This window comes from Roseovarius sp. THAF9 (assembly GCF_009363715.1).
In the GTDB taxonomy this organism is placed as follows: Bacteria; Pseudomonadota; Alphaproteobacteria; order Rhodobacterales; family Rhodobacteraceae; genus Roseovarius.
This window is the reverse complement of the sequence record NZ_CP045404.1, coordinates 4036615-4051919: the sequence shown is the minus strand read 5'-3', so window position 1 is coordinate 4051919 and position 15305 is coordinate 4036615. Positions and strand designations below refer to the sequence as shown.

At 59.9% G+C, this 15305-nt stretch carries 16 protein-coding genes; 6 read left to right on the top strand and 10 right to left on the bottom strand.

Translation table 11 applies throughout. The annotated features are described in order from the left end of the window. Together flgH and FIU86_RS19860 are read left to right on the top strand one after the other, a co-directional pair. Positions 1–732, top strand: coding sequence for a flagellar basal body L-ring protein FlgH (gene flgH, locus FIU86_RS19865; RefSeq protein WP_152476786.1), 732 nt, complete (start codon positions 1–3; stop codon positions 730–732). Positions 733–743: 11 nt separating this feature from the next. Then, a complete protein-coding gene (locus FIU86_RS19860; RefSeq protein WP_152476784.1) occupies positions 744–1256 on the top strand; it encodes a flagellar basal body-associated FliL family protein in 513 nt (170 codons plus the stop codon). An 18-nt stretch (positions 1257–1274) separates the two neighbouring features. Here the strand turns inward: FIU86_RS19860 and FIU86_RS19855 are convergent, their stop codons facing one another. The 9 genes from FIU86_RS19855 to FIU86_RS19815 form a co-directional block, all read right to left on the bottom strand. Then, the gene (locus FIU86_RS19855; RefSeq protein ID WP_152476782.1) at positions 1275–1697 is read right to left on the bottom strand and encodes a hypothetical protein; all 423 of its coding nucleotides are present in this window, start codon (positions 1695–1697) and stop codon (positions 1275–1277) included. Next, positions 1694–2782, bottom strand: a complete 1089-nt coding sequence (locus FIU86_RS19850; RefSeq protein WP_152476780.1) for a flagellar biosynthesis protein FlhB — start codon at positions 2780–2782, stop codon at positions 1694–1696. The genes FIU86_RS19855 and FIU86_RS19850 overlap by 4 nt, the downstream gene beginning before the upstream one ends. Continuing rightward, a complete protein-coding gene (locus FIU86_RS19845) occupies positions 2782–3555 on the bottom strand; it encodes a flagellar biosynthetic protein FliR (RefSeq protein ID WP_152476778.1) in 774 nt (257 codons plus the stop codon). Before FIU86_RS19845 ends, FIU86_RS19850 begins: the two co-directional genes overlap by 1 nt. Beyond that, the gene (gene flhA, locus FIU86_RS19840) at positions 3552–5636 is read right to left on the bottom strand and encodes a flagellar biosynthesis protein FlhA (protein ID WP_152476776.1); all 2085 of its coding nucleotides are present in this window, start codon (positions 5634–5636) and stop codon (positions 3552–3554) included. Before flhA ends, FIU86_RS19845 begins: the two co-directional genes overlap by 4 nt. A gap of 155 nt (positions 5637–5791) precedes the next feature. After that, positions 5792–8020, bottom strand: a complete 2229-nt coding sequence (locus tag FIU86_RS19835; protein WP_152476774.1) for a hypothetical protein — start codon at positions 8018–8020, stop codon at positions 5792–5794. Then, positions 8020–8889 (bottom strand): flagellar motor stator protein MotA, encoded by an 870-nt coding sequence (motA, locus tag FIU86_RS19830; protein ID WP_152476772.1) that lies wholly within the window; start codon positions 8887–8889, stop codon positions 8020–8022. Before motA ends, FIU86_RS19835 begins: the two co-directional genes overlap by 1 nt. A gap of 76 nt (positions 8890–8965) precedes the next feature. Then, positions 8966–9565 (bottom strand): MotE family protein, encoded by a 600-nt coding sequence (locus FIU86_RS19825; protein ID WP_152477254.1) that lies wholly within the window; start codon positions 9563–9565, stop codon positions 8966–8968. Between the two features lie 15 nt (positions 9566–9580). Next, on the bottom strand, positions 9581–9955 hold the full coding sequence (locus tag FIU86_RS19820; RefSeq protein ID WP_152477253.1) for a hypothetical protein: 375 nt from the start codon (positions 9953–9955) through the stop codon (positions 9581–9583). A gap of 11 nt (positions 9956–9966) precedes the next feature. Beyond that, the gene (locus FIU86_RS19815; RefSeq protein ID WP_152476770.1) at positions 9967–10458 is read right to left on the bottom strand and encodes a flagellar basal body-associated protein FliL; all 492 of its coding nucleotides are present in this window, start codon (positions 10456–10458) and stop codon (positions 9967–9969) included. Between the two features lie 125 nt (positions 10459–10583). On the opposite strand from FIU86_RS19815, the gene fliF reads away from it, so the two are divergent. From fliF to fliP, 4 genes are read left to right on the top strand one after another with little or no spacing between them, the layout of a single operon-like run. Continuing rightward, positions 10584–12212, top strand: coding sequence for a flagellar basal-body MS-ring/collar protein FliF (gene fliF / locus FIU86_RS19810; RefSeq protein ID WP_152476768.1), 1629 nt, complete (start codon positions 10584–10586; stop codon positions 12210–12212). Then, the gene (locus FIU86_RS19805; protein WP_152476766.1) at positions 12212–12814 is read left to right on the top strand and encodes a flagellar biosynthesis protein; all 603 of its coding nucleotides are present in this window, start codon (positions 12212–12214) and stop codon (positions 12812–12814) included. The genes fliF and FIU86_RS19805 overlap by 1 nt, the downstream gene beginning before the upstream one ends. Further along, positions 12814–13113, top strand: a complete 300-nt coding sequence (locus tag FIU86_RS19800) for a FliM/FliN family flagellar motor switch protein (RefSeq protein ID WP_152476764.1) — start codon at positions 12814–12816, stop codon at positions 13111–13113. Before FIU86_RS19805 ends, FIU86_RS19800 begins: the two co-directional genes overlap by 1 nt. Before the next feature lie 44 nt (positions 13114–13157). Further along, positions 13158–13847, top strand: a complete 690-nt coding sequence (fliP, locus tag FIU86_RS19795) for a flagellar type III secretion system pore protein FliP (RefSeq protein ID WP_254704034.1) — start codon at positions 13158–13160, stop codon at positions 13845–13847. Positions 13848–14215: 368 nt separating this feature from the next. Here the strand turns inward: fliP and FIU86_RS19790 are convergent, their stop codons facing one another. Then, positions 14216–15289 (bottom strand): flagellar basal body P-ring protein FlgI, encoded by a 1074-nt coding sequence (locus tag FIU86_RS19790; protein WP_152477252.1) that lies wholly within the window; start codon positions 15287–15289, stop codon positions 14216–14218. Positions 15290–15305 lie beyond the last annotated feature (16 nt).

Here is a 15305-nt window from a genome sequence, read left to right as displayed (position 1 = left end):
ATGTCACTTAAATACAGTCTCTGTTTCGCCTTAATTTGTACTGTTGCAGCCTGCGGGCGCATGGATCATTTCGGCAAGCCGCCCAGCTTTACTCCAACCGAAGACACTGACGAAAATCGTGCAATGTACGATCCGGGCCTGCCCCTTGTTGTTCAGCCTGATCGGCCTGTCGATCGCGCCTCGCTCTGGAGCGGTGGGCAACGGTCGCTTCTGGGGGATCGGCGGGCCATGAAGCGTGGTGATATCCTGACCGTCGTGATCGAGATCGACGACGAAGCTCAGATCTCCAACTCCACCTCGCGTTCCCGGAACGGATCGGAAGATCTCGCCATTCCCGACCTGTTCGGCATCCCGCAGCGGATCGACGGAGATTTGCCAGAAGGCGCCAGTATGGAAAACGCGGTGGGCATCAATCAGTCGAGCAGCTCCGGCGGCGACGGTTCCGTAAGCCGACGCGAGGAACTGACCTTGCGCATCGCCGCCTCGGTCACCCAGGTTCTTCCAAATGGCGTGCTTGCGATCCAGGGTTCGCAAGAGGTGCGGGTGAATTTCGAACTGCGCGAACTGCTCGTGCAGGGGTTCGTGCGGCCCGAGGATATCTCGCGCCAGAATGAGATAACCTATGACAAGATCGCGTCCGCCCGGATCTCCTACGGTGGACGGGGACAGATCACCGACGTCCAGCAACCGCGCTATGGGCAACAGGCGCTCGACATGATCCTTCCGTTCTAGAAAGTCACGACATGGGCAAACTCATTCCAATACTGATGGCACTTATCGGAATAGGCGCTGGTGTGGGCGCAGGGATCGCGCTTCGTCCCGATCCTGCGGAGGTGGTGGAAATGCATCCCTGCGGCGACACCGACCAATCCCAGGGCGCGCATGACACATCCGCAAAGGATCACGACGCCGACGCGGCCGAAGAAGAAACGACAAACGAGTACGTCAAGCTCAACAATCAGTTCGTGGTGCCGGTGGTCACCAATGACCTCGTGAATTCCCTGGTGGTGATGTCGCTGAGCGTCGAAGTGGCTGAAGGTCAATCCGAGGTGATCTATGCCCGAGAACCAAAGCTGCGCGACGCATTCCTGCAAGTGCTTTTCGATCACGCCAATGTCGGCGGCTTCGAGGGCGAGTTCACCAACGCAAACAACATGGACATTCTGCGCGCGTCGCTGCGCGAGACGGCGCAGGGACTCATCGGGGATGTGGTGCATAACATTCTGATCACCGATATCGCCCGCCAGGACGTCTAGGCGTCGCGCGCCGGGCAGTCAGCGAAACCAGTGATCGAGCAGGAACAGAGCCTGTTCCCGTTCGATAGTCTGCTTTTGGGACTCGGCGCGTTTCTTGCGCCTCGCATCTGTCTCCAGCGACTCGGACGCGATCTTGCGCCCGTGGGCCTGACCCAGAGCGCTCATCCTGTTTCCTTTTTCGACCAGCACGCGCGCCAGTTCAATTTGCAGTTGGCGGCGTGCGCGACCGATCCAGCCGTGCCAAAGTACGTCACCGCCATAGACGCGCTGGCCGGCGCACTCGGACGCGTATTGCTGTCGCGCGGCATACTGCGCCGCCTCCAGCTCTGCCGCCTTGTCGCGCAGGCGTTTCTCTGCTTGCAGAATATCCCTCAGCTTCGCCTGTTCCGCTCGGAACCGCGCATCGGTGATCGCCACAAGCTCGTTGAAATCGTCTTTCATGACCAGGCCCTCGCACGTTGACGCATCGCCTCGGCAAACCGGATGGCGGCAGCCACCGCACGATAGTGCTGCGGATCGATCTCGTCGCCGATTTGGGTCATCGCGTAAACCGCCCGGGCCGTTGGCGGATCGGACCTCACCGGTACGCCATGCGCCATCGCCGCATCGCGGATCGCAAGCGCGACATGATCGACGCCTTTCGCCACACAGATCGGAGCCGCCCCGGGCAGGCGGCTCCATTTCAGGGCCACGGCATAATGTGTCGGGTTTACGATAACCACGTCCGCCCCCGGAACTTCGACAATCATCTGCTGGCTGGCGATCTGCGTCGCGCGTTGTCGACGCTCTTGTTTCATATGCGGATCGCCCTCGTTCTGCTTGTGCTCTTCCTTGACCTCGCGATGCGACATCCGGTTCTTGCGTTGGTGATCGAAGTGCTGCCAGATAAAATCCACCACCCCAATCGACGCCGCGATCACGAAGACCACGAACAGAAACTCGATCAGCATTTTTGCCATCAGCGCCCCGATCACCTGAGGTTCGGCGTGCAGGCTGCCTGCCATTTCCGGCAATCTGAGGGACAGGTATGCGGCCAGCAGGACCGAGTAGAAGAACAGCTTGGCAAAACTCTTGGCGAACTCGAACAGACCTGAGAGGCCGTACTTGTTTTTCGCGTTAGAGACCGGACTGATCCGGGACAACTTGGGCTGCAGCTTGGTTGGCGCGAAAACGAAGGCGCGTTGTGCAAAGACACTGAGCATCGCTGAAACAGCCGGTATCAGAAACCATGCCAAAAGGCCTAAGGCTATGGTCCCCAGCAATCCGCCGACCGGACCGGCCGCCGGACCTTCGAACACGAGATCCGCGAAGTCGCCCGCCTGTCCGAGCAACACCATCATTGCCGTGCTGACCGAGCCGACAGAGCTGGCTCCGATTGCAAGTGCGGCCAAAAGAAAGCCCCCATAGGCGGCTGCCGTGTTCAAGTCGGCCGATCGGGCCAACTCGCCTTTCTTGCGCGCCTCGTCCAGCTTGTGTTGTGTCGGCTCGTGCGACTTTTCTGTATCGTCTTCCTGCGAGCCGGACATCACCGCGTTCCGAACGGATTGACGACGAAGGCCTGAAGCGCCTCGATCCACAGAGTCAGCATCGTTGGCGCCAACAGGAACAACAGCGCTATTCCGGCCCCGGTGATCACCGGAGCGCCGACGAAAACGACCATCATTTGCGGCATCGCGCGATTGATCACGCCAAGCGTGATGTTGTAGAGCACCGACACGATCACGAAGGGCGCTGCCAGGGTAAACGCCAGGGCAAAGGCGCCGGAAACCTGACGTATGCCCCACATCGAGACAGCCCCCGGATCAGGCAGCTGTGCCACCGGGAAAAGGGTATATGTCAGGATCATCATTTCGGCCACGTGGACGTGCATGTCGAGGATCATTGCCAGGGCAAGCCCGCCGACGACCAGCAAATGCCCGATCGCCGGCAGTGGCGTCACCCCGGCATCCCCCAAGATCTGCGAAAGCGAGGTCGATTGGGCCGCAATCGCACCGGCCGTCTGCAGCGCCAGGAGGAACATCCGAAGCCCAATCCCGATGACGAGGCCGACAGCCGTTTCCGAGAGGATAAGCCATCCCAGCGGTGGAGGGGCCGCCATCACCGGGTCCAATGCAGGCACCAAGGCCGGGACGATCACGATGGTGAACATGATCGCTAGTACCAGCTTGAAACGCGTCGGCACCGTGCGTTCCCCGAACCCGGGAAAGAGTGCCATTACCGGGCCGGCGCGCAGGAACACGATGAAATGAAACCAAAGCACGTCTTCGACCAGTGACAAAAGCTCTGCCGCCGGACTCATGCCGGAACCACGCCAACCAGGGCCGGCCGGGCATCGGCCCCGATCTCTTCAAAGGACAAGACGGGGTTCGAGATGCTTTTCGCCGTCAGCACCGTGCGCAGGAACCTTCGGCGCGGCGTCGAAGTGACAATCGCCGGAAAGACACCGCGTTCGCCCGCGTCCGACACGGCATCGGCCACCGAAGATGTGAGAACGTTGAAAAGCTCCGGCGGCAGAGCCACGTCCGGGCGGCCACGATCGCTTTCCACCTGATAGGTCGAAAAGGTGTCTTCCCATTCCGGTGCAAGCTGCAACAGCGGCAAACTTCCATCCTCGCGCTGCAGGTTGGCGACAAGCTGGAAGCCCAGCCTTTGCCGCACATGTTCGCAGATCATCTCGGGATGCGCGTGTACCTGGCGGCCCTCGGCCACCGCCTCCAGGATCAGCGGTAGGTTGCGAATAGATACCTGCTCTGCCAGCAGCAGGCGCAACACCTGGTGCAATAGATCAGTTGGCACGCGGTCGGGAATCATTTCATCAAGCAGCTTTCGGTTGGCTTCTGCCCGTGCCGGATTGCTGAGATTGACCATTTCATCCAGCAACCGCCGCATTGCCTTCATCGTCAGCAACCGGCCGAGATTGCGCTTGATGACTTCCAGAAGATGCGTTGCAAGCACCTCTGCGGGATTGACGAGGGTGACACCGGACAAGGCCGCATCGGTCTGGTCAACCTCGGGAATCCAACGCGCCGGTGCATCGTAGACAGGCTCGCGGACGTTTTCGCCCGAAGGCAGACCAGGCGCGGATTCGGGATCAAGCGCCAGAACGTGATCAAGGCGCAGAACGGCACGGGCTTGCTCGACCCCCTGAATCCGCAGGACATATGTGCCCTGCGGCAAGGCAGGTTCATCGGTCAGCCGGATTTCTGGCAGGATGAGGCCAAAATAGCTGGCCACATGGCGACGCATGTTGTCGATCCGTGCATCGAGGCCGGTTCCCGGATCAAGGACCATATTAACGAGGTCGGGCGCGAATTCGACATGGATATCGTCAAGGTCAAGGATATCGCCCAGCGATTTGCTGGCAGGGCTTACCTCCGGATCGACCTCTACCGGGGCCTCCTTCGGCAAGCCGCGCGTGCGCAACAGCCACAGCGCGGTTCCGCCAAGGGCCAGACCGCCGATTATAAAGGGAATGAAAGGCAAACCCGGCACAAGCGCGAACAGGATCATCAGAACGGCAACCGTCGCCATGGCGGACGGGTGCCGGCCAAGCTGTGCCGTCAGAGCGATGTCCGTCGCGCCTTGGCTGCCTCCGCGGGCCAACAGAAGGGCTGACGCAATGGAAATCACCACTGCCGGAATCTGGGTCACAAGTCCGTCGCCGACCGTCAGGATGGCATAGGTCTCGAACGCGGTCCCTATCGGCATACCGTGCACTACGACGCCCATGATCAGACCCATCACGAGGTTGAGCAGGGTGATCAGCAAACCTGCAACGGCATCGCCCTTCACGAATTTCGACGCGCCGTCGAGCGAGCCGAAAAAGGTCGTTTCCTGTTGCTCGCGTTCACGCCGCTCCTTTGCTTCGGTGTGATCTATGGCGCCAGCGGACATATCGCTGTCGATCGCCAATTGCTTGCCAGGCATACCATCGAGGGCAAAACGCGCACCCACTTCGGCCATCCGCGCTGCCCCTTTCGTGATCACCATGAAATTAACGATCAAAAGAACCGAGAACACGACAAGACCCAAAAAGATGCTGCCGCCCATCACGAAGTTGGCGAAGCCTTGAATGACGTCTCCTGCGGCGTCAGTGCCGGTGTGCCCTTCGCCGATGATGAGCTTGGTCGAAGAAACATTCAGCGACAATCTCAGCATCAGAGACGCGAGTAAAATCGTGGGGAACGACGAGAAATCGAGCGGTCGCTCGATGAATAGCGTGACGGTGAAGATCAAAATGGCCAGCGCGAAAGAAGCCGCAAGACCCACGTCCAGCACCCAGGACGGCATGGGCAGAACCATCATGACGATGATGGCCATCAGAGCCAAAGCCAGCATAACTGTCGGCTGAAACAAGTTCTCGAGTGTCAGGGGCTTCATTGCAAAAGCCTCCCGAACCCCGTGCGCAGAGGTAAATTGGCGTATTTCAAGAGGACTGGAGCGAGCAAATATTCCACCGGTTTCTCCGCACTGCAAAAGGCATTCTGCCTATGCTCCAAGTCTAGAGCGTTAACCTTTACAATTGGTAATCGGGCCTAATTCTCCGGCGACGGATCCGGGGTTTCGGCCAGCAAGGCCTGAAGGGTGCCGCGCGTGGCACCCACGTCTTCCAAGAGGAGCTTGTTCTGTGCAAGCACGCCGACTCCGGGTTCCTCATCGGCAACTTCCGTCGGTTCATTCGAAGCGGAGGGCCCAGTGACTTCCACGCCGCTTTCGGCCAACCACGCCTCTCGGTTCGCCTCGGTGTCAAGCCCGGCGGATTTGAACAACTCATAGGCCTGCCGGTGTTCTCCGACCATACTGCGGGCCTGCGCGCGCAGGATGTTGACATCCTTGCCTTCAAGACCAAGCAACTCGACTTCGGCGAGCCGCGGCTGGTCGAGCTTCAGCGCCGTCCTTGCCCGGATAAGACGTGCCTTCCGCATGTTACGGCCATGGAAAGTTTGCTCCAGCATGTCCCGGCTCTGTTGGTAGAACCCTGCATCCAGAAGATGCTCTGCCATCGCAAGTGCGCTTTCCTGCGAAAGAAGATCAGGCCGGGCGGTCTCGTCCGACAGCACATACCGCAGGATTTCGAATGGCGCGCCATGGGTTGCCAGCCGGTTCGTAAGGTCGGCCCGAATCTGGTTCAACGGTTCTTCTGCATCCGACTCAAATCTGTCCAGCTCGGAAAATGCGTCGTCGAACGCACCGGTGGCACCCAATGCAAGAACATGCGACCGCGCCAGCTTTTGCCCCAAGGGGCTCCCTGCATATTCGTATGCATAAGCCGAAGCCAATTGCGCCAGTTTCGCCGGAACTTGGCCCCCGCGTTCCATCTGGCTATCAATCTGTCGGACAACAGCCTCCGGCGACATCTCACTGTTCGCCTCGACCACAATTTTCAGGCTTTCCTCCGCTGCTTCCAGCTCTCCGTTCTGAGTTTGCAGATCGGCGACGACCATCTTGGCCGCGGGCGTCATGGTCTCGTCGACGCGGTCTAGGATTCGAAGAATTGCAGAACTTTGGCGGGCATGTCCGGCGCTCAGAAGTCTGGCGGACAGAATTGGCCCGAGATGTTTTCTGAGGTGCGGAGGCAAGCCAGAAAACGCCCGGACGATCGCGTTATTGTTCACCTGGACATCCGTTGGCAAATGTTCGTGAGAAAGCGCCGACCACATCGCACCTGGCGCGTCGCAGTCGAGCTGGTCGGCAAGAACCGTCCCGTCTGCACTGCCCTTATCCATGATCTGCGCCAGCGCCGTGTAGATTTTCTTCCGCTCCGAACCGTCCGGCAATAACGACGCGATGTTGCCAGCCTCGACGCCGAAGCCGAAGTACAGGTAGAGTTGGGCCAGCTTGCCGACCGACTGTTCGTCAATACGATCGAATTCGCTTGTCATGCGACCTCTGAGTGGACCGATTTGATCCCAGAACGGCGCGCCCGACCCCCAGTTCGCCACGTCGATCAACTCTGCATCAAGACATCTGCCGGCAAGCCCTGTTTGGTCACCTGCTTCAAGCGCGGACAGGAAGTCGCGGTCCACAGCCGTTTGAACATTGATGTTAAGGTTGAAGGGCAGTGTGGCGTCACTTTCCTCTGGGTCTTGCAAAGCCGGCTCCGGTGGCGCGGGCTGAGATGGTTCAGTGACGTTTTCAACCGGTTGCGGCAACGTTCTCTTCGGTGCCAACAGACCCTGGCTTGCCGCGCGACTGAATTGGCGCAACAGGCGGTCGCGGCTTTCTTCAAGACCAGTCTCGCGCAAAAGCGGGCTTTCCATTGCGGGCTTTTGCTTAGTTTCAGGTGGCTCGAAACCGATCGCTCGATGCACCAAGGACGTTGCGGCCGACGTACCGCGCGTCGGAAGCTGAAGCGCAAAGCTGCGGTGGTCGCTTGATGTCTCCCCCACCTGTCCGGTCGACCCGACCTCTTTGGCGGCAACATCGACGACCAGCATGGACTTGCGAAACCAGAAACCTGTCGCCTCGCAGTCGCAGCCAAACCGAAGTGTTACGGCTTGCGCATCACGGTCAATGTCGATCTGCGCCACTCGATCCTTCTGAATTCGATCGAACACTTGGCTGATGTCAAAGGAAAGGCCCCGCCGGGCAAAGCGCAGCACTGCCTCGTTCTCGGTGTTTTCGATCGTCCAATCGATCCGTGATGGCAGGTTGAAGACCAGTCTCGTGAAGTCCTCATGATCTCCCGAACGCACTGAAACGTCTTGAGCTTGCGCCGCCAGCGGCCAGATCGCTGAAAGCAGGATGGCGAGCCACCGACCCATCAGGCCGCCTCCTGCTTGACGGCCTTGAGCGCCTCCTCGAGGTCGGTAAAGCTGGGGCGGCAATGTGATGGTGTGTTCTGGCGACCGACCTCTATGCAGATGTTGGTGGCGTGATTGTAAAGATTTGCAACCAGGACCTCCCGGATCAGTTGGTAGAATTGCGCGTCTTCTTCAACCACGGCCTTGACCTTGCCGGCGAACGGGCCAACCAGCCCGTAGGCGAGGAACACGCCCAGGAATGTACCGACCAGTGCGCCACCGATCATCTTGCCGAGCACTTCCGGCGGTTGGTCGATTGAAGCCATGGTTTTGATCACCCCCAGGACAGCCGCCACGATGCCCAATGCCGGCAAACCGTCGGCCATGGTCTGAAGCGCGTGGCTGGAATGCAAAGCGTGATGCATCGTCGACTCCATCCGCTTTTCGAGCACCTCCTCGACCTGGTGAGGATCGTCGTAGTTCATTGACGCGGATCGCATCGTGTCACAGATCAGCGCCACCGCCTCCTTGTCGGACTGGATCTTGGGATAGCGCCCGAAGATCGAGGAGTCGTCCGGCGCCTCGACATGTTCCTCGATCGCCACCGGATTTGACCGTGCCAGCCGGATCAACTCGAACAGCATGCACAGAAGATCGCGATAATCTTCGGGTTTCCACTTGGGCCCCTTGAAGACCTTGCCAATATCCTTCGCCGTATGCTTGACCGCAGCCATGTCGTTGCTGATCAGGAAAGCGCCGATAGCGGCGCCGCCGATCATCATCAATTCGAACGGCAGGGCCTTGAGAATGATCCCCAGCTTGCCGCCGGCCGCGAGATATCCGCCGAAGACCATCACGAAAATGACGAGAATACCGATTATGCCAATCATGTCGCGCTCTGTGCTCCACCGGAATGTCCGCGCCAGATAACCATCGACCGGTTAATTTTTTGCTGATCGCGGCGGATTATTCCTTTGGAACACCCGCGTTTCGGCCGGCCAGAACCACGCTGTAAAGATGCGCGGCCTCGGGGCTGAGGCCGGCCATGATGGCCGCAGCCGCCTCGGGCCGCATCCGGCCCAGGAAACCGGCGGCAAAATTCGGGTCCATCTCTTCGAACAGGGCTGCTGCCTGTTTCGGCTTCATCGTTTCGTAAACCCGCGTCAGCCGGTCCAGGTCGTCTTCGGCTGCGGTCTCTGCGAGCGCGATGGTCTCGCGCAGCTGTGTTTCCGCCTCGGTCAATTGCGCAAGTTTTTTCGTCACTTGCTCATCGGCGATGCGCAACGCGTGCATACGGTCACGTATCGCGGCTTCCTTTTCCTCGATCCTGGCTTCGCGCGATTGGAACGCCTCCAGCATCGCTTGCATGTCTTCGGCCGTCTGGCAGGTCTTTCCCATACCCTCGCCACCCGCATTTGCGATCGCGTCGTTATCGGGATCGCGTGCAAGCGCCTGCCCCGCACCTTCGCCGATTCTCAGCATCGCAGACGAGATCAGCAGCGCGGCGATGACCACCAGGCTGCCCTTCTGAGCGGAACGGCGTTTCTGTCTTGCCTGCTTTTTCATAGCCGACTTTCCCATTCATCCATTTCCGTGTCGTTTGAACATCGGGCCAAGGGGAGACGCGGGCGCATCCCCTTTCTCGGCCTCGCCAGATTGGGGCGGCGGCGTATCAGACACGTCGTGCATGGACGCGACCAGAAGTTCGAGCCGCTTGGCCACTGTTTCGGCGCGGTCAGTCAGACCATCCAGCGACATGGTCGACGCCGAGGCAGTCTGCTGTGCGGCCTCCAGCGTCTTGGTCAGGTCGTCAACCTGTGCGGACAACACTGCTACCGCACCGCCAATCCCGTTCTCAAGATCGTTGAACCGGCTAAGCCGGCGCGCCAGAACATAACAATAAAATCCGGCACCGATCGCGCCGGCGACCAACAGCACATCTGCAATCATCTCGATCATTTGATCCCTCAGTTCAGTACGAATTCCATGATCAGCAGGTCATTTACCCGGTCACCGCCGGTGACCACCTGCACGCGTCTCAGCATCTGAGCGCGCAGCCGCACCAAGGCCGAGTTGTTGCTCAGATCTTCAACGGCGACGGCCCGCAAGTAGGAATTGAGCACATCCACCACGCGCGGCATCAGCTTCTCGACTTCCTCGCGATAGGTCGACCGGACTTCCAGCTGCGCTCGAAAGCGCAGATGGCTGACATCGGTCCCGCCGATCGAAATGACCAGCGGCTCGATCGGAACGAAAGCCACATCGGGCATGTCCTTAACCTCAAGGTCCTCTTGTTCATGCGTGTGATCTTCGGTTGATCCTCCGCCGAGAATCAGACCGGACGAGACGGCGTAAAATCCACCGCCACCGCCGGCGAGAGCCAGGACAAGCCCAAGAATCAAAGGTAGTTTCGACTTCTTCTTAGGAGGCTCGTCGACCTGATCTTCGGTATCGTTCATCAATTGATCCCTCGATTTCGATTTTCTGCACCATAGCCCGAGAGGAACTAACCGATTGTTAAGCCTGATGAGCGAAACAGGACCGCAGCGAACGGCAGAACGCCGCAATCCTGGAGGCGAAGAACTTGCAGCAGCTCATCGATATCTGGTCGGGTATGAATGCTCGGCGACGCGTGATCGTGACACTTGCAACGGTCGCGATGTTTGCCGCCGTTCTGTCACTTGCCCGTATGGCCTCGGCACCCAGTCTTTCGCTGATCTACGCCGGTCTCGAAAGCGGCCCGGCCGGAGAGGTCGTGCGTGCTCTCGAACAGCGCGGCGTCGCGTATGACGTGCGCGGCGGGTCGATATTTGTAGATTCCGCGCGGCGTGATGAACTGCGCATGACCTTGGCCAGCGAGGGACTTCCGGCGAACTCGTCTCGAGGATATGAACTGCTCGATGGTCTGTCAGGCTTTGGTACGACATCGCAGATGTTCGATGCCGCATACTGGCGCGCCAAAGAGGGCGAGCTTGCCCGTACGATCCTGACCCACCCGTCCATAAGCTCGGCCCGGGTGCATATCGCCAAGACCGGGAACAACCCGTTTCAGCGCGACGTTCAACCCTCCGCATCCGTCTCGATCAGCACTGCATCGGGTGGCCTTTCAGCCAAGCACGCCAAGGGCTTGAAGTTTCTTGTCGCTTCCGCCGTGCCGGGCCTGACGCCCGAGGATGTCTCGATCATCGACAGCGAAGGCGGTCTTCTAGGCATGGCCGAAGAAACGCCGACCAACGCTGCAGACGACCGCACCGATGCGATCCGGCAACGGGTGACGCGACTTCTGGAAGCACGTGTCGGTCCGGGCAATGCGGTGGTCGAGGTCAGCGTCGATACCGTGACGCAGACCGAGTCTGTCCGTGAGCGTGTGATCGACCCGGGCAGCCGCGTCGCGATCAGCACCGATACCGAGGAGGTCGCGAATCAGTCAACCGATCAGGGCGGCGGTGACGTCACGGTGGCATCAAACCTGCCCGATGGTGACGGTGCGGCCGGCGATTCCTCGTCCAGCCAGGTGAGCGAGACACGCGAAAGAATCAATTACGAAGTTTCCGAAACCGAACGGCAAATCACGATGGTGCCGGGCGCAGTCAAGCGTCTGACCGTCGCGGTGCTGGTCAATGGCACCACGACGACGGATGCCAACGGGGAAGAAGTGTTTGAACCGCGCTCGGAGGAAGAGCTTGCCGATCTTCGTGAACTCGTCGCTTCCGCCGTCGGCTTTGACGAAGCGCGTGGAGATGAAATCACTCTCAAGACGATGCAATTCGAGCTGCCCGAACCACTGGGAACAGGACCGCAAAGCTCATTTCTTTCGAACTTCGCTTTCGATGCTATGTCCCTCATCAAGGCAGCGGTTCTAGCCATTGTCGCGCTTATTCTTGGTCTATTCGTCGTGCGCCCCGTTCTGGCGCGTCAGCCCGATGGTGCCGCGCAGCTTGCCGCTCCGGCCGGTTCCGAGAATTCCGGTTATTCGGATAACATCGGCGATTTTGAAACCTCCCAAGCCGCTCTGACCGGCGAGATACAGGACGATGCAGACCGACCAGGCGAATTGCCGATGCTGTCGGGCGGTGGTGGCATGGGGCTCCCATCCCTCGATTCCGATGATCAGGACCCTGTCGAAAGGCTACGCGCCATGATCAGTGAGCGGCAAGACGAAACAGTCGAGATCCTGCGCAGCTGGCTCGAGGGCGAGGAGGAGCGCGCCTGATGTCCGTTTCCCACCTTCTGGAAGATTTCGGAACATTGAGCAGCGGCGACACGATCGAAATGACGGATGTCCTGCTCGAGGAAGAGCGTCTCGAGGCGTTCGAGAAAGGATACCAAGCCGGGTGGGACGACTCGGTCAAAGCCCAAGAAGGACAGGCTGGCCACGTATCTGCAGAATTCGCCCGCGCCGTTGAAGACATTGATTTCACGCAGAAGGAGGCGTTTCGCACCATTCTGGAAGGCGTGCGTCCCTTGATCATGCAGATCGTGGAGACCGTACTGCCGGCGGTGGCGCGCGAAACCCTCTCGCCACGCCTCAGCGAGATCATCATGCAACAGGTCGCGGTCCACGGAAGACGCACCGTTCTTGTATGCGTCGCTCCGGGTCAGAGCGCCGCGCTCGATGTTGCCGATCTGGGCGAAGGCCAAGTCTCGGTATCCGTCGAGGAAGACGCAACACTCTCGCCGGACCAGGTGCAGGTCCGCTTCGAAGACGGCGCCGAGCAGGAAATCGATCTGCATGACACCATCGCCAGGATAGCCACCGCGATTGACGCCTATTTCACCACCGCCCTTGCCGAAGAACAAAGGAAATCCGCTTGATGACCGATCAACCCGACCCGCAGGAGACCACTCCCGGCGAACTGCGCAGCCCGTTTTCTTCTGTTCCGATCGAGATCACAATCTCCGTCGGCAAGGCACGCCCGCTGATCCGCGATCTGCTGAAGATGGGCAGAAACGCGGTGCTGCCGCTGGACAAGCGCGTCGACGACGCGGTTGAACTCTATGTCGGGGAGCGGCTTATCGCCAGAGGCGAACTGGAAGAGCTGGAAGGTGAGCAACAAGGCCAATTGGCCGTCCGGCTGACCGAGGTAGCCGATCTGCAAGACGGGCTGGGATGACGGTACACGCAGGCCTTTTGGGTTGCCTCATCGGCGGCCTTTTGATGCTCGCCGGTCCCGCTGCAGCGCAGGAAATCTCGATCTCGCTGGGCGATGACGGGTCGCTCTCGGCGCGCACGATCCAACTGATCCTGTTGATCACGGTCCTCAGCCTTGCGCCGGGTCTCGCGATCATGATCACCTGTTTCCCTTTCATCGTAACGGTGCTTTCGATCCTGAGGCAGGGGATCGGCCTGCAACAATCGCCCCCCAACATGCTGATCGTCAGCCTTGCTTTGTTCCTTACCTATTTCGTCATGGAACCGGTATTTACCGAGGCTTGGACTGCGGGAATCGAACCGCTTCTCGGCGAGCGCATCGAGATCGAGGAAGCTGTCGCGCGCGTGTTGGAGCCGTTCCGCAATTTCATGGCAGGCCGTGTCGACGGTGACACGTTTAGCGCGATGGCTGCACTTCGGCCTGACGCGGCCGGAACGGCACCAGCGCCCGGTGCGCCGCTGTCAATCCTTGTGCCAAGCTTCATGCTCTCCGAGATCGCCCGAGCGTTCCAGATCGGGTTCCTGCTCTTCCTGCCATTCCTGATAATTGACTTGGTTGTCGCCGCCGTCCTGATGTCGATGGGCATGATGATGGTCCCGCCGGCCATTGTATCCCTTCCTTTCAAACTGGCTTTCTTCGTGATTGCCGATGGATGGACACTGGTGGCAGACGGGCTGGTACGCGGTTACTTCTGACCGCTGGGAAAAATGCGACCCGGCGACATCGAAGTCCATGAAACATAGTGTTGTGCCTTTAATCTGAGCCAAGAGCTCAGCGCAAAACACCTGCTGCGCCAGGATGTTGCAGCGCGTTTCACGGGCAGGCTATGATCCAGGTTCATCGCGAAACGCCTTAGGGCCGGCGTGCCTGTCCGCCAACCCGACCTGCCTGTCGGTGCCAGGACCCGAAGATCCGGTTGCCTTGGTCAGTACAACGAGGCTCCGGGCACGAACGCTGGCCTTTTCCGGGACCTGTTCAGACAATACTTCCAGCGTTTGAAATAGGGCGACCGAGACGTGGTCAGGGGAACGGTCAGCGGCCTGCGCAACCGCTGCGCGCTATTTCACCGAACAACGAATTCCGCATGAAGCGCACCCGCAGCCTTGATGCTCTTGAGGATGTCGATCATGTCCCGCGGCGCAACCCCTAGGGCGTTCAACCCGGCGATGACTTCCGACAGAGATGTACCGTCCGGCACTTCGGCAAGGCCGATACCGGGCTCTTCCTCGATCTCGGCGTTCGTTCGGGGAACGATCACCGTCTCGCCTTCCGCGAACGGATTCGGCTGAACGGCAAGCGGTGTCTCCTCGACCCTGAGTGTCAGGTTGCCCTGCGACACCGCCACGCGCGAGATACGAACGTCTTCGCCCATCACGATCGTGCCGGACCTCTGATCCACGACGACCCGCGCTTTGCGTTCGGGCTGTACAAGGATGTTTTCGATCTGGCTCAGCGCATGAGCCGGGCTTGGCGTGCCGGTCCGGCCAATATCGAGGCGCACTGTGCCCGAGTCCATCATCACAGCGACAGCGCGGCCAAAACTGGCATTAATCGCACGTTCGATACGGTTCGCCGTCGTAAAGTCGGGCTCGCGCAGCGCAAGGCGCATACTGTCCAGCGACGAAAGGTCGAAATCGATCTCTCGTTCCACCCGGGCCCCGGCCGGTATGACCCCGGCCGTCGGCACCCCCTGAACCACGCCGCCGGCCTCGCCCTGGGCCGCGGCTCCTCCGGCGATGATGGTCCCTTGGGCCACCGCATAGATCTGGCCATCTGCGGCGTTAAGCGGCGTCATGACCAGCGTGCCGCCAAGCAAGCTGCCGGCATCACCGATCGCAGAAACCGTGACATCTATCTGGCCGCCGGCGCGCGCGAAGGGCGGTATGGTGGCCGTCACGAAAACCGCGGCCACGTTCTTGGGTCGAAACTGTTCGCCGGTGACGTTGACCCCCAGGCGCTCCAGGATGTTGGACATGATCTCTTCGGTGAATGGCGCATTGCGCAGACCATCCCCGGTGCCGTTCAGACCAACCACGAGGCCATAGCCCACCAGGTCGTTGCCGCGGACGCCATCGAATTCCACGAGGTCCTTGATACGGATCGGGCTGGCCGAAACCGGCAATGTTGCGAGAATCATCGAGAGGATCGCAGAC

Coding starts and splice junctions, on each gene's coding strand:
- flgH (WP_152476786.1), top strand. CDS start 1: ATGTCACTTAAATACAGTCTCTGTTTCGCCTTAATTTGTACTGTTGCA.
- FIU86_RS19860 (WP_152476784.1), top strand. CDS start 744: ATGGGCAAACTCATTCCAATACTGATGGCACTTATCGGAATAGGCGCT.
- FIU86_RS19855 (WP_152476782.1), bottom strand. CDS start 1,697: ATGAAAGACGATTTCAACGAGCTTGTGGCGATCACCGATGCGCGGTTC.
- FIU86_RS19850 (WP_152476780.1), bottom strand. CDS start 2,782: ATGTCCGGCTCGCAGGAAGACGATACAGAAAAGTCGCACGAGCCGACA.
- FIU86_RS19845 (WP_152476778.1), bottom strand. CDS start 3,555: ATGAGTCCGGCGGCAGAGCTTTTGTCACTGGTCGAAGACGTGCTTTGG.
- flhA (WP_152476776.1), bottom strand. CDS start 5,636: ATGAAGCCCCTGACACTCGAGAACTTGTTTCAGCCGACAGTTATGCTG.
- FIU86_RS19835 (WP_152476774.1), bottom strand. CDS start 8,020: ATGGGTCGGTGGCTCGCCATCCTGCTTTCAGCGATCTGGCCGCTGGCG.
- motA (WP_152476772.1), bottom strand. CDS start 8,889: ATGATTGGCATAATCGGTATTCTCGTCATTTTCGTGATGGTCTTCGGC.
- FIU86_RS19825 (WP_152477254.1), bottom strand. CDS start 9,565: ATGAAAAAGCAGGCAAGACAGAAACGCCGTTCCGCTCAGAAGGGCAGC.
- FIU86_RS19815 (WP_152476770.1), bottom strand. CDS start 10,458: ATGAACGATACCGAAGATCAGGTCGACGAGCCTCCTAAGAAGAAGTCG.
- FIU86_RS19805 (WP_152476766.1), top strand. CDS start 12,212: ATGTCCGTTTCCCACCTTCTGGAAGATTTCGGAACATTGAGCAGCGGC.
- FIU86_RS19800 (WP_152476764.1), top strand. CDS start 12,814: ATGACCGATCAACCCGACCCGCAGGAGACCACTCCCGGCGAACTGCGC.
- fliP (WP_254704034.1), top strand. CDS start 13,158: ATGCTCGCCGGTCCCGCTGCAGCGCAGGAAATCTCGATCTCGCTGGGC.
- FIU86_RS19790 (WP_152477252.1), bottom strand. CDS start 15,289: ATGATTCTCGCAACATTGCCGGTTTCGGCCAGCCCGATCCGTATCAAG.